The organism is Cysteiniphilum sp. (assembly GCF_057495195.1).
Genome location: NZ_JBXTEF010000049.1, coordinates 1 through 19,548 on the forward strand (window position 1 = coordinate 1; position 19,548 = coordinate 19,548).

Below are 19,548 nucleotides of genomic sequence, written 5' to 3' on the forward strand. Positions count from 1 at the left end.
GCACTGAGCATCAGTCGAAGTGGGTACACTTTGGAAAATCACACGCTCATAGCGGCTTTGACTTATGCTTAGCCAACGCTTACATAGTCAAAGTGGACAGAAATATGGTCATAGCCTAATTTCTCGATAAAAAATATGGGTCTTTAATGTAAGCTTAACAGTCCAAATGCTAACAACACTAAAACAAACACCGGCAAGCTTGAGAACAAACTATCCATACGATCTAAAACACCACCATGTCCTGGCAAGATCTTACCACTGTCTTTAACACCGCATTCGCGTTTGATCATACTTTCAAAAAGATCACCCAATAGTGCGATTAACACAATCACAAAAGATAGGATAATCAAAATGGTTTGCTCATAGCGACTGTGACTAATAATAAGCGCACAAACAACACCCGCGAGCCCACCAAATATCACACCTCCCACTAAGCCTTCTATCGTTTTCTTAGGGCTAATCACCGATGCCAGTTTCTTTTTGCCATATTGACGTCCTACAAAATAAGCACCACTATCAGCAAGTGTCACGACCAACATCATTAGCAATAGAAATGATGGTTTTTGTTGATGCAGTAACGAGATTGACACCCACAGCGGTACAATCACAAAAAAACCGATGAGATAGCGCACGCCATTAGATAACGAATTAAATTTAATCTTTGGGTAGCGTAGAATTAAGTAAAATGCAAAAACCCAGAAAACACAGGATAATACCAACACAGGCAATCTAAAGAATTGCGACAGATAAACTAAAACAAGCGTCGCAACCAAATAAAGAATACGTTTAGGCAATGTTTTTGCATTAGCAAAAGCAGCCCATTCCCATGCAGCAAACAATAAGATAATTGCCACTGCCGTATCAAAAATCGTATCACTTAAGCGAAAGATCGCCCATAACACGATAAGACCTAAGATAACTCCAGTAATGATTCTTTCCTTCACACTTTCCCCTTCATTTGCTCATCCGTTTTGCCAAAGCGTCTTGTACGCTTTTGATATTCATCTAGCGCCAACTTAAAATCTTTTTTTGAAAAATCAGGCCAATACTTGTCGCAAAAGTATAACTCAGCATATGACAACTGCCAAATCATAAAATTGCTAATCCGTTTTTCACCACTGGTACGAATCAATAAATCAACAGGCGTTTGAATTTCTTTAATCAAGCATGCATTAAAATCTTCTTGGCTAATTTGATCAATTTCATCAACCTTCAATACGCCACTTTGCAGTTGTTGTAATAGCTTTTTAGCAGCCGTCAACACTTCCCATTGACCACTATAATCAATCGCAACATTCAATTGCAGTCCGGTACAATGCGCTGTTTCTTTTTCAGCATTGCTGATATTATGAATGACCTCATTAGATAGACGGCTACGATCACCGACAACATGTAATCGTACATTATTATCCTGCATCATCGCCACTTCATTAACAAGCACTTCTGAAAATAGCGTCATCAGCGTGTTGACTTCCTCTTGTGGCCGCAACCAGTTCTCACGCCCAAAAGCAAAAAGTGTTAATATTTGAATGTTTTTCTCAACAGCGAATTCAATCGTAGCACGCACGCTTTTAACTGCAGCTTTATGTCCTGCTGTTCGTGGAAAAAGTCTCTTCTTTGCCCAACGCCCATTACCATCCATGATAATCGCAACATGCTTGGGCATGTTATCATTTGGCATATAGCACTAGATTTCCATTAAATCTTGTTCTTTTTCTTGAACAATAACATCTGCCTTCGCAATCATATCATTGGTCAATTTTTGAATGTTTTCTTCGCCTTTTTTTGCTTCATCTTCAGAGATTTCTTTCTCTTTTAATAAGTCTTTGATATCAGAGTTTGCATCACGACGAATATTACGAATCGCTACACGCCCTTTTTCCGCCTCCGAACGCACTAATTTAACCATTTCTTTACGACGCTCTTCATTTAATGCTGGCATTGGGATACGTAAGCTATCACCCATATTTGCTGGATTAAGCCCTAGATCAGACATCAAAATTGCTTTTTCAATTTTTGAAGCTAGGCCTTTTTCCCATGGCGTAATACCCAACGTGCGCGCATCCAAAACCGTAATATTAGCGGCTTGTGAAATCGGTGTTTCAATGCCATAGTAATCAATCGTTACATGCGCCAATAAGTCAGGATGAGCACGTCCTGTTCTGATCTTTGCCAAATCATGACGTAAACTCTCTAAACTTTTTTCCATACGGTCTTTAGCATCCGCTAAAATCTCTTTAATCATAATGAGTTTCTCCTAGTCTCTAATCCAAGTGCCTTCTCTTTTGCCTTGAAGCACACGTAACAGCGCGCCTGAATTATTTACATTAAATACACAAATAGGGACATTAAAATCACGTGCCTGTACAAACGAACCCAAATCCATTACTGCCAATTCACGCTTGAGCGTTTCATTAAAACTCAAACTGTCAAATCTAACCGCATCATCATGTTTATTTGGATCTTTATCATAAACACCATCGACAGTCGTTACTTTTAAAATGGCATCCGCATCGATTTCAATCGCACGAAGCGTTGCAGTGGTATCGGTTGTCACAAAGGGGTTACCTGTGCCACCAGCAAAAATAACCACTTTGCCTTCATTTAAATAACGTTTTGCACGTTTTGGATTGGTGCACTCTAGCACACCATCAATGCCGCGCGAGGATAGCACTTCATTGTCAATACCTGCGTGCGTTAGTATATCTGATAACGCCAATGCATTAATCATCGTCGCAAGCATACCCATGGTATCAGCCGTACTTCTTTCAATTTGGTTTTGAAAATTAGCACGACCACCTCTTAGGATATTGCCTCCGCCGATGACTATAGCCAATTGCACACCTGAACTTAAGGCTTCTTTTATATCATTTACAACACCTTGAGCCGCTGATACTTGGATACCAAAGCCATCCGTTGATAGCGTTTCACCGCTTAATTTGATTAAAACACGCTTAAGTGTCAGGTGTGACATATTAATTATGCTCCTTGAACTTGGCTCATCACTTCAGCTGCGAAGTCAGTCTCTTCTTTTTCGATGCCTTCACCAACACCAAAACGAATAAAGCCAGTTACTGTTGCATTATTTGCTTTCAATAGATCTGAAACTTTTTGATCAGGGTTTTTAACAAACGGTTGACCAACTAAGCTTTGCTCATCCAAGAACTTGCGAATGCGCCCTGTGATCATCTTCTCGATAATCTCATCAGGCTTGCCACTTTCACGTGCTTGAGCGACAAATATTTCTTTCTCTTTCGCAACGATCTCTTCTGGCACTTGATCTTGTGATACAACAATTGGGTTTGAAGCAGCAATATGCATAGCAACATCTTTTGCTAAGTCTTCATTACCACCATTCATTGCGACGATCACACCAATACGACCACCATGGCTATACACACCAACCGTTTCACCTTCAAGTGCATCAATACGACGTACATTGATGTTTTCACCGATTTTAGCAATCAGGCTCTTACGCGCTTCTTCGACGCTCTGGCCACTTGCTAAAGTTAAAGCAAGTACTTCTTCAAGTGTTTTTGCATTTGAGTTAGCAACTGCAGCAACTACTTCATCAGCAAACTTCTTAAAGTTCTCATCACGTGCAACGAAGTCAGTCTCTGAATTGATCTCAACAATTACCGCTTTGTTTGCAGATTGTGACATTACGATAACGCCTTCAGCAGCAACACGAGATGCTTTTTTATCTGCTTTTGCCGCACCTGATTTACGCATTTCTTCAACTGCTTTTTCGATATCGCCACCAGTTTGAGTTAATGCTTTTTTACACTCCATCATGCCCGCACCTGTGCGCTCACGAAGCTCTTTTACTAATTGTGCGCTAATAGTCGCCATTGATTAGATTCCTTCTTGTTAATACTTTTAAAATATAAACTTATTAATTGCTGAGTTACGACCTTTTGCTACTTCAACACCCCGCCTCGCAGGCTCGGCACCCCTCTTGCAAAGAGGGGAATTAAAATCACCGTCGCCCAATTCCCCTCTTTGCAAGAGGGGTGGCAGCCGCAGGCTGACGGGGTGTTTATAAAATCATAGCTTTTCTTCAAGTGCGTAACTTCAGTTAATTAAGCTTCTTCTTCAGAAACGTCTGCTGTTTTTTCTTCTGCAATATGTGATGCTTGTTTTGCATCAATGATTGCATCAGCAAATTTGCTTAAGTAAAAACGAATTGCTTTAACTGCATCATCATTACCAGGGATAACATAATCAATATCATCAGGACTTGAGTTACTATCAACAACAGCAACAACAGGAATACCTAAGCGCTTAGCTTCTTCAATCGCGATATGCTCTTCTTTACTATCGATAATGACTAAAACATCTGGCAAACCACCCATTTCTTTGATGCCGCCTAGCGCTTTTTCTAACTTCTCGATTTCACGTGAGTTTTGTAACGCTTCTTTCTTTGTCATACGTTCAAACGTGCCGTCTTCTTGCATTTTTTCAAGATCACGTAAACGCTTAATTGATTGACGAATTGTTTTATAGTTCGTCAACATACCACCTAACCAACGGTGGTTAACATATGGCATACCACAACGTGATGCTTCTTCAGCAATCACTTCTTGTGCTTGACGCTTAGTACCAACGAATAAAATCTTGCCGTTTTTAGACGCGGCTTTACCAACAAAATTAACAGCATCTTGAAACAAAGGCACTGTCTTTTCTAAGTTAATAATGTGAATACCGTGATTAATACCAAAAATGAATTCGCTCATTTTTGGATTCCAGAATCTCTTTTGGTGACCGTAGTGAACACCAGCTTGTAACATTTCTTTCATTAAAGACATATTTTCTCCAACTATTGGGTTATTCCGCCATTACTCCCACTTTTAAACCCTTTTTAAAGGCACCCTAAAAGCGTGTCGAGTAACGTGTGGTTTCTTGTTGTTTTACATAAACATTAAGCCAAAACTAACAGCAAAAGTAATTGCAGATAGATATTACTGACAAAATGCGAGGCGGATTCTAGCATAAATCAATGATCTCTGCCAGATAAAAACTTAAGCATTGCCAAAAATAAAAAATGATATATTATAACGTTTTGCAGGATAACGTTAACAATGAAACATTTACCATCTTAAGGAACGATTGTATGTCTACCCTCTACAGAAATAGCAAACGAATCGCATTAGCTGCTACAGGCTTTCTCGCATTCATTAGCAGTTCATACGCTGATATCAAAGTCGTAGCTGCTGAAAACTTCTATGCCAATGTCGCAAGCCTAATTGGCGGGGATTATGTGAAAACCAACAGCATCATCAACAATCCTGATGCTGATCCACATTTATTTACTACCTCTGCTAATACTGCCGTGGCAATTAATGACGCGCAAGTCATTATTTATAATGGTGCGGATTACGACCCCTGGATGAAGCAGTTATTAAACGCACAATCAAACAACAATAAAGTGGCCATTATTGATGTGGCAACTTTAATGAATGCCAAAAGTGGTGACAATCCACATCTATGGTACAATCCCAATACTTTCCCAACGCTTGCTAAAAAGCTTACGGAAGTATTTAGCCAAATCGAACCTGACCATAAAAAGACCTTTGAATTAAACTATCAAACCTTTGATAAACGCTATCAAACTGTTTATAGTCAAATCAATGATATCAAAGCACGCTTTGCCGGCACCAAGGTAACTGCCACAGAGCCCGTCTTTGGCTATATGGCGGATGCACTAGGGCTAACCATGCTCGGACAAAAATTCCAATGGACGGTAATGAACGACGCTGAAGCTTCACCAAAAATGCTCGCTGACTATCAAAACTTATTTAAAAAACGCACCGTCAAAGTACTTTTTTATAACCAGCAAGTACATGATAATGTCACTGAAAACATTCTAAGTCTTGCCAAAGAGAATAACATTCCTTATGTTGGCGTTAGCGAAACCATGCCACAAAATGATAATGTAATCACTTGGCTTAAAGCCAATCTTAGTGATACACAAAAAGCACTGGAGAAAGCAACTGCTACAGAACATAACAGCAGCAAAACATCTACTGTGAAAGCAACGCCTCAAATAAGTAGCGATACAACAAAGGTAAACGCCAAAGAGGCCAAAGAAACAGTTAAAGAAGACAATCCTTTAACAAACCTTCATCAATAATATGCATGACACAATCATCATCCAATGCAAAGACCTTGTCATTGGCCATTCAGCTCAAGCACCTTTATGCAAACCTTTTGATCTGACGATTTATCAAAACCAATGGCTAGGGATCGTTGGTGAGAACGGTACAGGTAAATCCACTTTTCTTAAAACTATTCTAGGCTTTGAACCACCTATTTCTGGCAACCTAACACTTTTCTCGCAGACAATCGGCAAAAACAATCGATTGATTAGTTACATCCCGCAAGAACGTGAGCTTAACCTTAACCCAAATATCTCAGCTTTAACATTGATCAAGTCTAGTTTCAATGCTGATAAACTTGGATTACCTGCTTTTGGCAAAGGTATTGAGCAAAAAGCGCACGCCATTTTAGAGCTTGTCGGTGCTCTACACTATGCAAAGAAGCCCTTTGAAACCCTTTCAGGTGGACAAAAAAAGCGCATTTATCTTGCGCAAGCCTTAATTAATAATCCCAAATTATTGCTGCTTGATGAGCCTTTATCGGATCTTGACCCTCAAGCCAAACAAGACTTTATCCAAGCACTTAAAACCATTCATGCCAAACAAAATATAACCCTTTTGATTATCTCACATGATATGCATGAAATTGCGCATGAGTTGGATAACTTTATTCACTTCAAAAATCAACACGTGCATCTTTGCCAAAAACTGCCATGCTTAAAGGAGGATCGCAGTGTTATCTTATAGCTTTATGCAAAACGCCTTTATTGCTGGCACTTTAATTGCCATCATCTGCGGCATCGTAAGCTTCTTTGTTGTGCTACGTAAAGCTGCTTTTGCCGCTCATGGCTTGGGGCATATCAGCCTCACAGGAGCAGCAGGCGCTGTATTAATTGGCATCTCAGCAATGAACGGACAACTGATTGCTAACATTATTGCCGCAAGTATCATGGGTGCTATGGGGGATAAAATCAAAAAGAATGACCTTGCCGTTGGCATTGTATTAACCTTCTTCTTAGGTCTTGGTGCTTATTTCTTATATCTTTATCAAACCGGTTACTCAGGCTCGATTATGTCTATCTTGTTTGGCAATATCTTAACGGTGTCAATGGAGCAAATCATCACACTGATTATCATGGCGCTTATTATCATTGCCATATTACTCTTTATCTCAAGAGCACTATTTTTCACCTCGATTGATCCCCTTCTGGCGCGTGCTAAAAACATCCCTAATAAACTTCTTTCTGTTATCTTCTTTATCATTCTGGCATTAACCGTGACCATGGCATGCCAAATTGTTGGGGTGCTATTGGTATTTGCATTACTCATCGGCCCTGCTGCTTGTGCATTTCAATGGAGTGATGGCTTTTATCAAGGCATGCTACTGAGCATTATGATCTCCCTTGGCAGTGTTTGGGGTGCACTTTGCCTTGCCTTTTACGCCAACTTGCCCGCAAGTTTCTGTATTACCATGATCATTTGTGCAGTCTACGCTATTGGTCTTATCAAACAGTTAATGGTGAGATAGTCATGAGCTCTACCAAAAACGCTTTAGCTAAAATTGAAAAATTTTGCCTACAACACAATATTAAGCTTACGTGCTTACGCAAAGAAGTGCTTACTATTTTTATTGATCAATCATCACCAATTAGCGCTTATGAGCTACTTAATCTAATAAATAAAGCACAGACAATTGAGATAACGACGACAGGAGATAAGGCAACTAAGCGCTATAATATTATGTCAATTTATCGCGTCTTGGACTTCCTACAGCAATCTGCACTCATTCATAAACTACATACCAGTAATCGCTACAGTTTATGCTGCCATCCTGAGAAAAAAATGTGTCAGCTTTTGATTTGCAATACATGCGGTCAAAAAACTGAGCTGCATCATGAGTTGCTTGATAAAACATTAGAAAAATTGGCACAAGAAAGCGGCTTTCAGATTGCTGCTCATACCATTGAGATAACAGGCTTATGCCGTGACTGCGTTGGCACTCTTAGCTAATGCTTCTTTTGGTGTAACATATACGATATTAAGTGCTTGGGCAACCGGTAGTGAAGTGAGCATGCCATTATGCACACTTAAACCATGCTCAAGATGCACATTATCAGTAACCGCTTTTTGATAGCCTTTATTTGCCAACTCTAAAGCAAAGGTCAAGGTTGCATTATTTAATGCTACCGTTGATGTTCTGGCTACAGCGCCTGGCATATTTGCAACACAATAATGCACCACATCATCAACAACATATGTTGGATCTTGATGTGTCGTCGGCTTAGAGGTTTCAAAGCAGCCACCTTGATCAATGGCGACGTCAACAACAACAGAGCCTTTTTTCATCGACTTAATCATCTCTTTAGTCACAAGCTTAGGTGCCGCAGCCCCTGGTACAAGGACCGCACCGATGACTAAATCGGCTTCCTGTACATATTTTTGCAAATTATCTTTGGTTGCATAAATACAGTTTAACTTAGGTCCAAAATAATCATCTAGCTCACGCAAACGGTCTAAAGACTTATCAAGTATAGTCACATGCGCCTCCATACCAATCGCCATACGAATCGCATTTAAACCAACAACACCACCGCCAATAACAACAACATTCGCTGCAGGAACACCTGGCACACCACCTAGTAACAACCCACTACCGCCTTGCGCTTTCTCTAAACAATGCGCACCAGCTTGCACTGATAGACGACCTGCCACCTCACTCATTGGTGTTAATAATGGCAAACGCCCATTTTTGTCAGTCACCATCTCATAAGCAATCGCTGTACATTTAGACTCTAAAAGCAGCTGAGTTTGCAATGGATCTGGCGCTAAATGTAAATAAGTAAATAGCAACTGCCCTTCGCGCAACATCTTGCACTCATTTGGTTGTGGCTCTTTGACTTTAATAATCATATCCGCTTTAGAGAAAATCTCTGCCGGTGTTTGAATAATTGTCGCACCTGCTTCAACATAATCTTCATTGGTAAAACCAATCGCTTCCCCTGCGTGATGTTCAACAAGCACCGTATGTCCATGATGAACAAATTCAGCAACATTACCTGGTGTCAGACCAACACGGTATTCATGATTTTTAATCTCTTTAGGGATTCCCACGATCATTGGCTATTTCCTCCACGGTTATTTTTTAGTTTTACTCGTTTTACTTGCATTTTAAATTCTTCAGTTTTTGGTTTTTTCAGCTGTTTTTTGTAACATCTAAAAATAATTCAGGCGGAATATAACAAGCAAGACAACAAAAACCAAACATTAACTAGCAATTTTGGATAAATTTTACAACTAATTGAATAATCATGCTTTTTTGAGTTTATCGGCAGGTACACCCATCACTCTTAAAACATGTTCTGTGATTTGTGCAAAAATTGGCGCTGCTGCCGAACCCCCGCCATATGCTTCCCCTTTCGGGTCATCAATCACCACCACAGTGACAATGCGTGGATTCGATGATGGTGCAATACCGACAAATGTTGCCATATAACTATCGGATGCGTAGCCTCCTGCAATTGCTTTGCGTACCGTTCCCGTTTTACCGGCAACATGATAGCGTGGTACACGTGCTTTAGAAGCTGTTCCTCCTAGCCCTTCAACTACGGAAGTTAACATATCAACTACTTTTGCCGCAATGTCACTATTAATAATCTGGAAGGCTTCTATGTCTTCTTTTTTATTGCGTTTCAACAAAGTTGGTGGAATTAACTTACCACCATTGGCAATTGCACTATAAGCTGTTGCAATCTGTAAAGCTGTTGCATTCATACCATACCCAAAGGATAAAGTAGCCAACGGGAAATCTCCCCACTTATGTGGACTGGGCACATAACCTGAGCGCTCACCAGGGAAACCAATTTTAGTCACTTGCCCAAAACCAAATTTACGCAAGGTATCACCCAAAGCATTAGCATCAATTGATAAGATAATACGCGAAATACCGACGTTTGATGATTTCATTAAGATGTGGCGCAAATCCATCTCGCCATAATTACGAAAATCTCTGACCGTACGCCCATTGAGTTTGTAATAGCCAGGCGAAGTATCAACGATCGTATCAACATCATATTGCCCTGACTCCATCCCGGCAATAGCAGCAAATGGCTTCATCACTGAGCCTGGTTCATAGACATCTGTCAATACACGGTTGCGACGTTTCTCCGGTGTTGCATCTTGCATATTATTTGGATTATATGAAGGGTAATTAACCATTGCTAAGACTTCACCGGTTTTAACATCCATCACTATTGCGGATCCGGCTTCCGCATGATTATTGATCACACCCTCTTTTATATACTTATAAGCGATATACTGCAGCTTGCGATCAATACTTAAACTAATATCAGACCCATGTTTGACTTCGGTGTCATCATCGTTTTTACGTGCAACACCACCTTTCAAATCCTTATGAATTGAGCGAGTGCCGTCCTTACCTGTGAGGTATTTGTCATATTCCAACTCAATGCCTTCTTGCCCTTGATCATCGATATTAGTAAATCCAACAACATGCGCCATCACCTCCGCATCGGGATAAAAGCGCTTAAATTCACGCTCAATGTTTACACCCTTGACATCTAGGCTTTTAATTTGTTGCGCGATAAATGGTGACGCTTGACGCTTGAGATAAACAAAACCATGGCGCCCTTCGCGTGCTTTGATGCGTGCAATAATTGTTGCTTGTTGCGTTTTGTCTAATTCCAGCATATTAAGAATTTTACGTAAACCTGGGTCATCGCTTGCAATGTAATACGGATTGACCCAAATCGAATCCACAGGTGTGCTAATCGCCAGTGGTTTACCGTTGCGATCACTAATCATGCCGCGATAAGCCGTTGTCGTTAAGGTACGCTCTGAGCGATTATCCCCTTCTTTTTTAAGCTTGGCATGCTCTACCGTTTGCATATGGGTGAGCTTATAAATCAATAAACCCAATACACAAACAATGACTAATAAAATAAAATAGTAACGCCAACTTAGTTTGATCTTACGCATTACTTTGAATCACTTTTGTTTCTTTGACACTGGGGAGGCGCATATCATTCTTCTTGGCAACTTCCTCAACATGTGAGGGCGATGCCAAGGTACTATGCTCAATCAAAATTTGCGTCCATTGATCACGTAAATCCTCTTGCTGATACATCAGCTTCTGCTCTTTGTCCAATGCCACTTTATAATGATACTTCACAATCACCACCATAAATGCCGAGATAATAAGCGTCACACACAGCAAAAAAGCAATGAGCACTCGCGCATTAAACGTACTTTTGACAAAAGAGATAAATAGCTTGCTACGCACTTCAGATCGTGTCATATCATAACCTCTCGACAGCACGTAATATCGCACTACGTGAGCGCACGTTTTCTTCGAGCTCTTTGGTAGATGCTTTACCTTGTTTGACACACCACTTGGCTTTGGGCACAAACTCTTCCAAGATTGGCATACCACGTGGCAATTTTTTATCCTCGCCTTTGACCAGTTTGGTCATAAACTGCTTAACGATTCTATCTTCTAATGAATGAAAGCTAATCACAACCAAATGCCCTGATGGTTTAAGTGTTGCAAAAGCATCATTCAATGTTGTGCTTACTTCATCAAGCTCTGCATTCACACAGATTCTAAGCGCTTGAAAACAACGTGTCGCAGGATGTTTTTTTTCCTTTTTACCAATCGTTTTTTCAATCAATGATGCCAGTTTTAAAGTGCGATCAAGAATATCTCCTTTCGCAAGTGCTGCTTTTATCGCTTGAGCGATGCGCCAAGCATGCTTTTCCTCGCCATATTCACGAAAAATACGTGCTAGATTTTCAGCATCATAACTTATCAGAATATCCTCTGCCGAAAGTCCTTTGGTTTGATCCATACGCATATCTAGCGGACCATCTTTCATAAAGCTAAAACCACGCTCAGCCACATCCAACTGTGGTGACGACACGCCTAAGTCCAACAGCACACTATCAACTTCGCCTGCAAATCCAAGCTCAGTTAACGCATGAGTCATTGTGGAAAATGGGGCATGCACCAGCAGCAGTTTGCCACTCTCAATCTCAGTTTTAAAATGCACTCTGGCATACTCTATTGCCTCAAGATCGCGATCAAATGCAATTAATTTACCAGTTGTTAAGCCTGCTAAAATTTGACGTGAATGTCCACCGCGACCAAATGTGCCATCAACATAGATACCATCTGTCTTAATCGCAAGTGCGGCAATCGATTCATTAAGTAATACGGAATAGTGCATTAATTTGTTTCCATTTACATAAATTCATATGACTTTCTGTGCAATTTACATCCTAAATTGTTCACCAAGATAGACCTTACGCACCTGTTCGTTACTTAAAATCTCACGTGGTTTGCCTGAGGCAATCATCTTGCCGGCATTAACAATATAAGCACGCTCACAAATATCCAAGGTTTCACGCACATTATGATCAGTAATCAACACGCCAATGCCACGGTTTTTCAGATGCGTAATAATCTTCTTAATATCAATCACTGAAATCGGATCAACACCGGCAAAAGGCTCATCCAACAAGATAAAGCGCGGCGACATCGCCAAAGCGCGGGCAATCTCAACACGACGACGCTCACCACCGGACAAACTCATCCCCAGACTATTGCGAATATGCTGAATACTAAACTCATCTAACAATGATTCCAGTTCATCTTGGCGCTGCTCTTTGGAAAGCTCTCGTCTTGTCTCCAAGATCGCCATGATATTTTTCTCAACGCTTAATTTCCTAAAAACCGAGGCCTCTTGCGGCAAATAACCAATACCTTGACGTGCACGCCAGTGAATCGGCAGCTTAGTAATGTCCTGACCATCCAAAATAACTGTGCCACGATTAGGTCGAACCAATCCGACAATCATATAGAATGACGTTGTTTTGCCAGCGCCATTTGGCCCCAAGAGCCCAACAATTTCACCGGTATTGACCTCCATGGAAACATCAGCAACAACCCAACGTGAGCGATATGCTTTGCCCAGATGTGTTGCCACCAACTTATGTTTTTGCTCTGTCATATTACTTTCTTAACTTATGATGATTAGGTTATATGAGGCCACTTTAATAAAGAGATTATTTTAATAAGCCCACAATCTGCTAGACATCCTAATCACATAGATCTTTATATTCAAGTTTTTTTACCAGTGTCAGATAAGAAAGCATGGAGGGTTTGCGCTAATATATGAGGGATAATTACACATACAAGTGGAATGCCATGATTGCGATGTAAAATGGCAAAATCATGTCTTAGCTTATTCTGGATATAACACTGTGTAAAGAACAATGCATCAGCATATCTCAGAATAGTCACCGCTGACCTACCAAGTTCAAACATTCAAATGCGCAACTTCATAGAACAAATTATTTGCCCGATGACATGTAAATCTCACAAAAAAACATTGCGTATTTTAAATGTGACCGTACAATCACTAATCAATTTACGATAACTCTAAAGAATATAATTTTATGATCGAAAATTTACGTAATATCGCGATTATTGCACACGTTGACCATGGAAAAACAACACTGGTTGATAAGCTATTACAACAATCAGGCACTTTACAAACGCGTGGCGCTGATGTTGAGCGCGTGATGGACTCCAACGACTTAGAAAAAGAGCGTGGCATTACCATTCTTGCCAAAAATACCGCTATTAAATGGAATGACTATCGTATCAACATCGTCGACACACCAGGACATGCTGACTTCGGCGGTGAGGTAGAGCGCGTAATGTCAATGGTTGACTCGGTACTTCTTTTAGCAGATGCCGTTGATGGTCCGATGCCGCAAACACGCTTTGTTACTGAAAAAGCATTTGCCCGTGGCTTAAAGCCTATTGTCGTCATTAACAAAATTGACCGCCCAGGTGCGCGCCCTGATTGGGTAATGGATCAAGTCTTTGACTTATTTGATCGCTTAGGGGCCACTGATGAGCAGCTTGATTTCCCTGTTGTCTACACATCGGCATTAAACGGCTTTGCGACAATGGATGAAAATAATATTACCGACAATATGAATGCGCTATTTGAAACGATTGTTGAGTGTGTATCACCTCCTGAAGTCGATCAAGAGGGTGCATTTCAAATGCAGATCTCATCATTAGATTATTCAAGCTTTGTTGGCACTATTGGTATTGGTCGCATCAAACGTGGCAAGATCAAAACCAATACACCGGTAAGTATTATTGATAAAAACGGTAATACAAGACAAGGTCGTGTATTACAAGTATTAGGACATATGGGACTTGAACGTGTTGAAGTGCCTGAAGCATCCGCCGGAGACATTGTCTGCATCACCGGTATTGAGGGAATCAATATTTCTGACACCATTTGTGCATTAGATTGCGTTGAAGCGCTTCCTCCGTTATCCGTTGATGAGCCAACGATTTCGATGACTTTCCAAGTTAACAATTCACCATTTGCCGGTCGCGAAGGTAAATTTGTCACCTCTCGGCAAATCAAAGATCGTTTGGAAAAAGAGCTTTTACACAACGTTGCCCTTCGTGTGGAACAACTAGATGACCCTGATAAATTCAAAGTTTCTGGCCGTGGTGAGCTTCACTTATCTATCCTACTTGAGAACATGCGTCGTGAAGGTTTTGAAATCGCTGTATCTCGCCCACATGTGATCTTTAAAGAAATTGATGGTGAAATGTGTGAGCCCTATGAACAAGCCATTATTGATGTTGATGAGCAATATCAAGGCTCTGTGATGGAGAAAATGGGTCTACGTCAAGGTGAGCTAAGAAATATGGAGCCAGACGGCAAAGGTCGTGTACGCTTAGAGTTTGTCATTCCATCGCGCGGTTTAATTGGTTTTTATACTGAATTTTTAACCATTACCTCAGGTACTGGCATTATTAATAAGATCTTTGATCATTATGGTCCGATGAAAAAGGGAATTATTGAATCACGTTTAAATGGTACTTTAATTTCAAACTGTGCAGGCAAAGCATTGGCCTTTGCTTTATTTAACCTGCAAGAACGTGGCAAGCTATTTATTGGCCATGGTATTGAGGTCTATGAAGGGATGATTATCGGTATTAATTCACGCGATAATGATTTAACTGTTAATCCATGTAAAGGTAAGCAGCTGACCAATGTACGTGCCTCTGGCAAAGATGAAAGTATCGTCTTAACGACACCAATCAAAGTAACTCTTGAGTATGCATTAGAGTTTATCGAAGATGATGAGCTCGTTGAGATCACACCAAAATCAATCCGTCTACGCAAGAAAATGCTAACTGAATCAGATCGTAAGCGTCATTCACGTTCAAAAGAATAATCAACTCATTGGCTAAGCGTTAGTCGAAGCCACTTATCTGTGCATGCCCTTCGACTTTGCTCAGGGCACGCTTAAACTTAAATCGCGTATATTAAACAATTTACTGCAAAATTTAAGACAACATCTTAATCGCTTTATGCAGTCCTTCAACCAACATATCAACATCTTCTTTCGTATTATAAATACCAAATGATGCACGTACCGTGGATGGCACGTTATAACGCTGCAATAACGGTTGTGCGCAATGGTGCCCTGTACGAACACACACGCCAGATAAGTCCAGTAATGTACCCAAGTCATTCGCATGAAAGCCATCAATGACAAACGTAATAACTGCCGCTTTATGTGCACTTTGGCCTAATATTCTAAGTCCCGGGATACTTTGTAATTTTTCTGTGGCATAGTGAAGTAACTCTTCTTCATGTGCTTTAATGTTACAAAGCCCAATACTTTGCACATATTCAATCGCTTTAGATAAACCAATCACGCCGATAATATCGGGGGTTCCGGCTTCAAATTTATACGGCGGATCAGCGAATGTCGTCTCATTCATTGTCACAAGCTTGATCATATCACCGCCGCCTTGATAAGGAGACATTAATTTATGCCATTTCTCTTTGGCATATAACACACCAACACCTGTGGTTCCATAGAGTTTATGCGAGGAAAAGGCAAAGAAATCGCAATCCAAATCAACCACATCAATTTTTTGATGTACAACAGACTGCGCACCATCAATCACAATAGCAATATCAGGATGCGTTTTGCGAATATTTTGAATAATTTCTTTAATCGGATTAATAGTACCTAATACATTTGAACAATGCGTTAATGAGATAAGTTTTGTCTTATCTGTTAACAGCGTGGGTAATACAGATAAATCAAGCTCACCTTTATCGGTTACGGGTATATATTTAATGCTCAATGATTTATGTTGACTCATCAACTGCCATGGCACAATATTGGCATGATGCTCCATCTCGGTAATGATAATCTCATCACCGACATTAAAATACTGATCCAATAACGAGCTTGCCACCAGATTAATCGATTCAGTCGTGCCCTTGGTAAAGATAATCTCTTGACTCTTTTGCGCACCAATAAAGTGCTGCACAATTTTACGCGTGCCTTCGTATTTCTCTGTTGCTTGGTCACTCAAATAATACACGCCACGATGGACATTGGCATAATCATTGGTATAGCTATCTTTGACCGCATCAATGACAATATTTGGCTTTTGCGCTGATGCACCCGTGTCCAAAAACACCACCGGCTTACCATGAATCGTTTGCTTTAAAAAAGGAAAGTCCTGACGAATTTTTTGTATATCTAACACTAGAATGCTCTGTTACTGTAGTTAATCAACCTCATCATTCTATGCCAAAAAAAAATTTAATGCACCCCAAACGGCACACTTTGCTCGAAGGTTAAATCAGCAAAACGACAGAAGCGCCCTTCAAAGTGTACTTTAATACTGCCAATTGGACCATTACGTTGCTTACCGATAATAATTTCACCGAGTCCTTTATTGTCTTCCTTATCCTTATGATAAACCTCATCGCGATAAACAAACATAATCACATCAGCGTCTTGTTCAATCGCACCAGATTCACGCAGATCTGACATCATAGGGCGCTTATCAGCACGATCATCAACACCACGATTAAGCTGTGATAATGCAACGACAGGGACATTCAACTCTTTGGCAAGAGACTTCAAAGCACGAGAGATTTCTGAGACCTCTTGAGTACGGTTGTTTTCATAACCTGGCACCTTCATCAACTGCAAATAATCGACAACAATCATGCTCAAACCACCCTGCTCTTTATAGAGTTTACGTGCACGTGAACGCATATCAGCAGGGGATAAACCCGCACTATCATCAATATGCATATTAAAATCTTTGGATAACACTTCCATTGCCGTTGTGATCTTTGCCCAATGTTCATCTTCTAGGCGACCATTTCTTAGTGCATTTTGCTCAACACGGCCAAGAGATGAAATCATTCTAAGCACAATATCTTCTGAAGGCATCTCTAAACTAAAGACAAGCACGGGCTTCTCAGCACCTCTGGCAACATTCTCAGCCAAGTTCATGGCAAAGGTTGTTTTACCCATTGACGGGCGTCCGGCAACAATCACTAAATTCGCCGGATGCAAGCCTGAAGTTAGCTCATCCAAGTCGGTAAAGCCACTGGAGATACCGGTAATACCATCACTTGCTTCCATCATTGCATCAATGCGATCAATCACATTAGGAATAATATCGCGCACGGACTTAGGCCCATCATTGCGCTGAGTATCACTCTCAGCAATAGATAGAATTTTCTGCTCAGCTACATCTAAGATATCTTCGGCTTTACGCCCTTCTGGCACATAAACCATATTGGCAATATCGGTTGCCGTATTTAACAGTACGCGTAATTTTGAGCGCTCTTTAACAATTTCAGCATAGGCAACAACATTAGCAGCCGTTGGCGTATTTTTGGCAATTTCCGCTAAATAATGCAGTCCGCCTGCTTGTTCTAACAGTTTCTCATTTGATAATGAATCGCTTAAAGTAATGATATCAAAAGGCGACTCATCTTTAATAAGCTTTTGCATTTGGCGAAAAACAATGCGATGTTGGGTACTGTAAAAGTCATCAGGTCGCAAGATTTCTTCAATCTTAAACCATGCCTCATTATCCAATATCAGCCCACCAATGACCGAACGCTCAGCATCGATTGAGGATGGTGGTCGCTTGATATTCTCAAGCTGACTATTTAAAGACATTACTTCATTTGGATGCATACAATATCACATTACTGGTTTTGATGATCAACTGATATGCCAACTGAAGTATCAAGTGTATCATCTGTTGCTTCATTCTCTTTCCATGGCGCATCATCTTCATCATGTGCTTGACTTATTTCTTCGCCATTTTCAACCGGACTCATATTAGTCACTGTATTTGTTGTATCAGAAACATCAATCTCTTGCGCCTCTTTAGCAAAAATCTGCATAATAAAATCAATAAATTCACGCAAGGTTTCGGCCATGATAATAAAGTCAGCATCAAAACGTTCTTGTTTAGTTTCGGAAACAATATCATTGGCTTTGTCTTGTACCACTTCTAAAAACTTCAGTGATTTCAACATAAACTCATCATTGATAACAAAACTCAACTGATCCTGCCATGATAGTCCCAGTTGAATAACCTCGCGTCCAGAGTCAATCAATGACAAAATATCATCGGTAAATAGATTCTGGCGCTGACAGCGGATAATACCAGAGGCATCTTTGTTATCTTGTAATACACATTGATCTTCAATGGTTAGATCTTGCGGATATTCATTGGTTTTAAGCCATTGTGTCAGAAGCATAGAAACTGGCAACACTTCAGGAATGCGAATTTTTAAACTCCCTAATGCCTTACGTAAATTAACAGTTAATGTCTCCGCCTTTTTAGCAGATGAGGCGTTGACAATAAGCCACCCTGCTTGCGTATCAATATAAGCATTAATCACAGTATTGCGCGTAAAGGCGCGTGGTAATAAGCTTTGATAGATTTCTTCTTTTAACGTATCTTTTTCTTTCTTTTTGACTTTACGCGATTCTCTTAGCTCAATTTCTTCAACTTTTTCATCCAAGACTTCTTTGATAACACCCGCTGGCACCATTTTTTCCTGGATTTTGAATGACACCATCATAAAGCCCGAGGCTGCGTGCACTAATGGCATATCTTGCGCCATAGGTGATACCCAGCCCATTGATATTGGCGCACTTGTTGAGCACGGACTAAATGCATGCTCGGCTAATTGTTTTTCAAGCGCTTCGGCACTGACTGTAAAGTTTTCTGTAAATTGAAACAATGCTAAATTTTTAAACCACATAATTATTACCTTTATTCATTAAAAAAGCGCCGTTGTCATTAAGCGCCTTATGAGTTCTACATCAATCAACTTCACATAATTGACCGAGGTTACACACTTTTTCTATTTCAACACCCCGCCTCGCAGGCTCGGCATCCCTCTTGCAAAGAGGGGAATAAAAATCAACCCTTGCCAAATTCCCCTCTTTTCAAGAGGGGTGGCAGCCGTAGGCTGACGGGGTGTTTATAAAATCATAGTTTTTTGTAACTCCAGTAATTAATTGAAGGTTACTTAAATACCACTGT

Annotated in this window: 19 protein-coding genes; 5 read left to right on the plus strand and 14 right to left on the minus strand. The window is 40.4% G+C overall.

The features are described from left to right. Nucleotides 1-143: 143 nt before the first annotated feature. The 6 genes from ACY10D_RS04495 to rpsB form a co-directional block, all read right to left on the minus strand. Complete coding sequence (locus ACY10D_RS04495) at nt 144-944, minus strand: phosphatidate cytidylyltransferase (RefSeq protein WP_486999580.1); 801 nt, start codon at nt 942-944, stop codon at nt 144-146. Further along, the gene (gene uppS / locus ACY10D_RS04500; RefSeq protein ID WP_486999581.1) at nt 941-1,681 is read right to left on the minus strand and encodes a polyprenyl diphosphate synthase; all 741 of its coding nucleotides are present in this window, start codon (nt 1,679-1,681) and stop codon (nt 941-943) included. The genes ACY10D_RS04495 and uppS overlap by 4 nt, the downstream gene beginning before the upstream one ends. 6 nt (nt 1,682-1,687) lie before the next feature. Next, entirely contained in the window at nt 1,688-2,245 is a 558-nt protein-coding gene (gene frr / locus ACY10D_RS04505) for a ribosome recycling factor (protein WP_486999582.1), read from the minus strand. 12 nt (nt 2,246-2,257) lie between these two features. Then, a complete protein-coding gene (gene pyrH, locus ACY10D_RS04510; RefSeq protein ID WP_486999583.1) occupies nt 2,258-2,974 on the minus strand; it encodes a UMP kinase in 717 nt (238 codons plus the stop codon). Between the two features lie 5 nt (nt 2,975-2,979). Next, complete coding sequence (gene tsf, locus ACY10D_RS04515) at nt 2,980-3,852, minus strand: translation elongation factor Ts (RefSeq protein WP_486999584.1); 873 nt, start codon at nt 3,850-3,852, stop codon at nt 2,980-2,982. A 230-nt stretch (nt 3,853-4,082) separates the two neighbouring features. Continuing rightward, entirely contained in the window at nt 4,083-4,808 is a 726-nt protein-coding gene (rpsB, locus tag ACY10D_RS04520) for a 30S ribosomal protein S2 (protein ID WP_117001591.1), read from the minus strand. A 305-nt stretch (nt 4,809-5,113) separates the two neighbouring features. Between rpsB and ACY10D_RS04525 the strand changes: the two genes are divergently transcribed. From ACY10D_RS04525 to ACY10D_RS04540, 4 genes are read left to right on the plus strand one after another with little or no spacing between them, the layout of a single operon-like run. Next, entirely contained in the window at nt 5,114-6,133 is a 1,020-nt protein-coding gene (locus ACY10D_RS04525) for a metal ABC transporter solute-binding protein, Zn/Mn family (RefSeq protein ID WP_486999585.1), read from the plus strand. A gap of 16 nt (nt 6,134-6,149) precedes the next feature. Further along, the gene (locus tag ACY10D_RS04530; RefSeq protein ID WP_486999595.1) at nt 6,150-6,845 is read left to right on the plus strand and encodes a metal ABC transporter ATP-binding protein; all 696 of its coding nucleotides are present in this window, start codon (nt 6,150-6,152) and stop codon (nt 6,843-6,845) included. A 4-nt stretch (nt 6,846-6,849) separates the two neighbouring features. Continuing rightward, the gene (locus tag ACY10D_RS04535; RefSeq protein ID WP_151192750.1) at nt 6,850-7,626 is read left to right on the plus strand and encodes a metal ABC transporter permease; all 777 of its coding nucleotides are present in this window, start codon (nt 6,850-6,852) and stop codon (nt 7,624-7,626) included. 2 nt (nt 7,627-7,628) lie between these two features. Further along, on the plus strand, nt 7,629-8,108 hold the full coding sequence (locus ACY10D_RS04540; protein ID WP_486999586.1) for a Fur family transcriptional regulator: 480 nt from the start codon (nt 7,629-7,631) through the stop codon (nt 8,106-8,108). On the opposite strand, the gene ald is transcribed toward ACY10D_RS04540, so the two are convergent. The 5 genes from ald to lptB all read right to left on the minus strand — a co-directional run bounded on the left by ald (nt 8,076) and on the right by lptB (nt 13,123). After that, nucleotides 8,076-9,215 (minus strand): alanine dehydrogenase, encoded by a 1,140-nt coding sequence (ald, locus tag ACY10D_RS04545; RefSeq protein ID WP_486999587.1) that lies wholly within the window; start codon nt 9,213-9,215, stop codon nt 8,076-8,078. The two genes, ACY10D_RS04540 and ald, sit on opposite strands and share 33 nt — an antisense overlap. A gap of 189 nt (nt 9,216-9,404) precedes the next feature. Continuing rightward, the gene (locus tag ACY10D_RS04550) at nt 9,405-11,093 is read right to left on the minus strand and encodes a peptidoglycan D,D-transpeptidase FtsI family protein (protein ID WP_486999588.1); all 1,689 of its coding nucleotides are present in this window, start codon (nt 11,091-11,093) and stop codon (nt 9,405-9,407) included. Then, nucleotides 11,086-11,412, minus strand: coding sequence for a cell division protein FtsL (gene ftsL / locus ACY10D_RS04555; protein WP_486999589.1), 327 nt, complete (start codon nt 11,410-11,412; stop codon nt 11,086-11,088). The genes ACY10D_RS04550 and ftsL overlap by 8 nt, the downstream gene beginning before the upstream one ends. 1 nt (nt 11,413) lies before the next feature. Further along, nucleotides 11,414-12,340, minus strand: coding sequence for a 16S rRNA (cytosine(1402)-N(4))-methyltransferase RsmH (rsmH, locus tag ACY10D_RS04560; RefSeq protein ID WP_486999590.1), 927 nt, complete (start codon nt 12,338-12,340; stop codon nt 11,414-11,416). Between the two features lie 45 nt (nt 12,341-12,385). Continuing rightward, entirely contained in the window at nt 12,386-13,123 is a 738-nt protein-coding gene (gene lptB / locus ACY10D_RS04565; protein ID WP_486999591.1) for an LPS export ABC transporter ATP-binding protein, read from the minus strand. 448 nt (nt 13,124-13,571) lie between these two features. Between lptB and typA the strand changes: the two genes are divergently transcribed. After that, nucleotides 13,572-15,389, plus strand: a complete 1,818-nt coding sequence (gene typA / locus ACY10D_RS04570) for a translational GTPase TypA (protein WP_486999592.1) — start codon at nt 13,572-13,574, stop codon at nt 15,387-15,389. Between the two features lie 112 nt (nt 15,390-15,501). Here typA and ACY10D_RS04575 read toward each other — a convergent pair whose 3' ends face one another. The 3 genes from ACY10D_RS04575 to ACY10D_RS04585 are packed head-to-tail and all read right to left on the minus strand — an operon-like array spanning nt 15,502 to nt 19,264. Beyond that, nucleotides 15,502-16,725 carry an aminotransferase class V-fold PLP-dependent enzyme gene (locus tag ACY10D_RS04575; RefSeq protein ID WP_486999593.1) on the minus strand — a complete coding sequence of 408 codons (1,224 nt, stop codon included), beginning with the start codon at nt 16,723-16,725 and terminating at the stop codon, nt 15,502-15,504. A 56-nt stretch (nt 16,726-16,781) separates the two neighbouring features. Beyond that, nucleotides 16,782-18,164 (minus strand): replicative DNA helicase, encoded by a 1,383-nt coding sequence (gene dnaB, locus ACY10D_RS04580; RefSeq protein ID WP_486999596.1) that lies wholly within the window; start codon nt 18,162-18,164, stop codon nt 16,782-16,784. A 29-nt stretch (nt 18,165-18,193) separates the two neighbouring features. Then, nucleotides 18,194-19,264: a recombination-associated protein RdgC gene (locus tag ACY10D_RS04585; protein ID WP_486999594.1), complete on the minus strand. Its 1,071-nt coding sequence runs from the start codon at nt 19,262-19,264 to the stop codon at nt 18,194-18,196. Between the last annotated feature and the right edge of the window lie 284 nt (nt 19,265-19,548).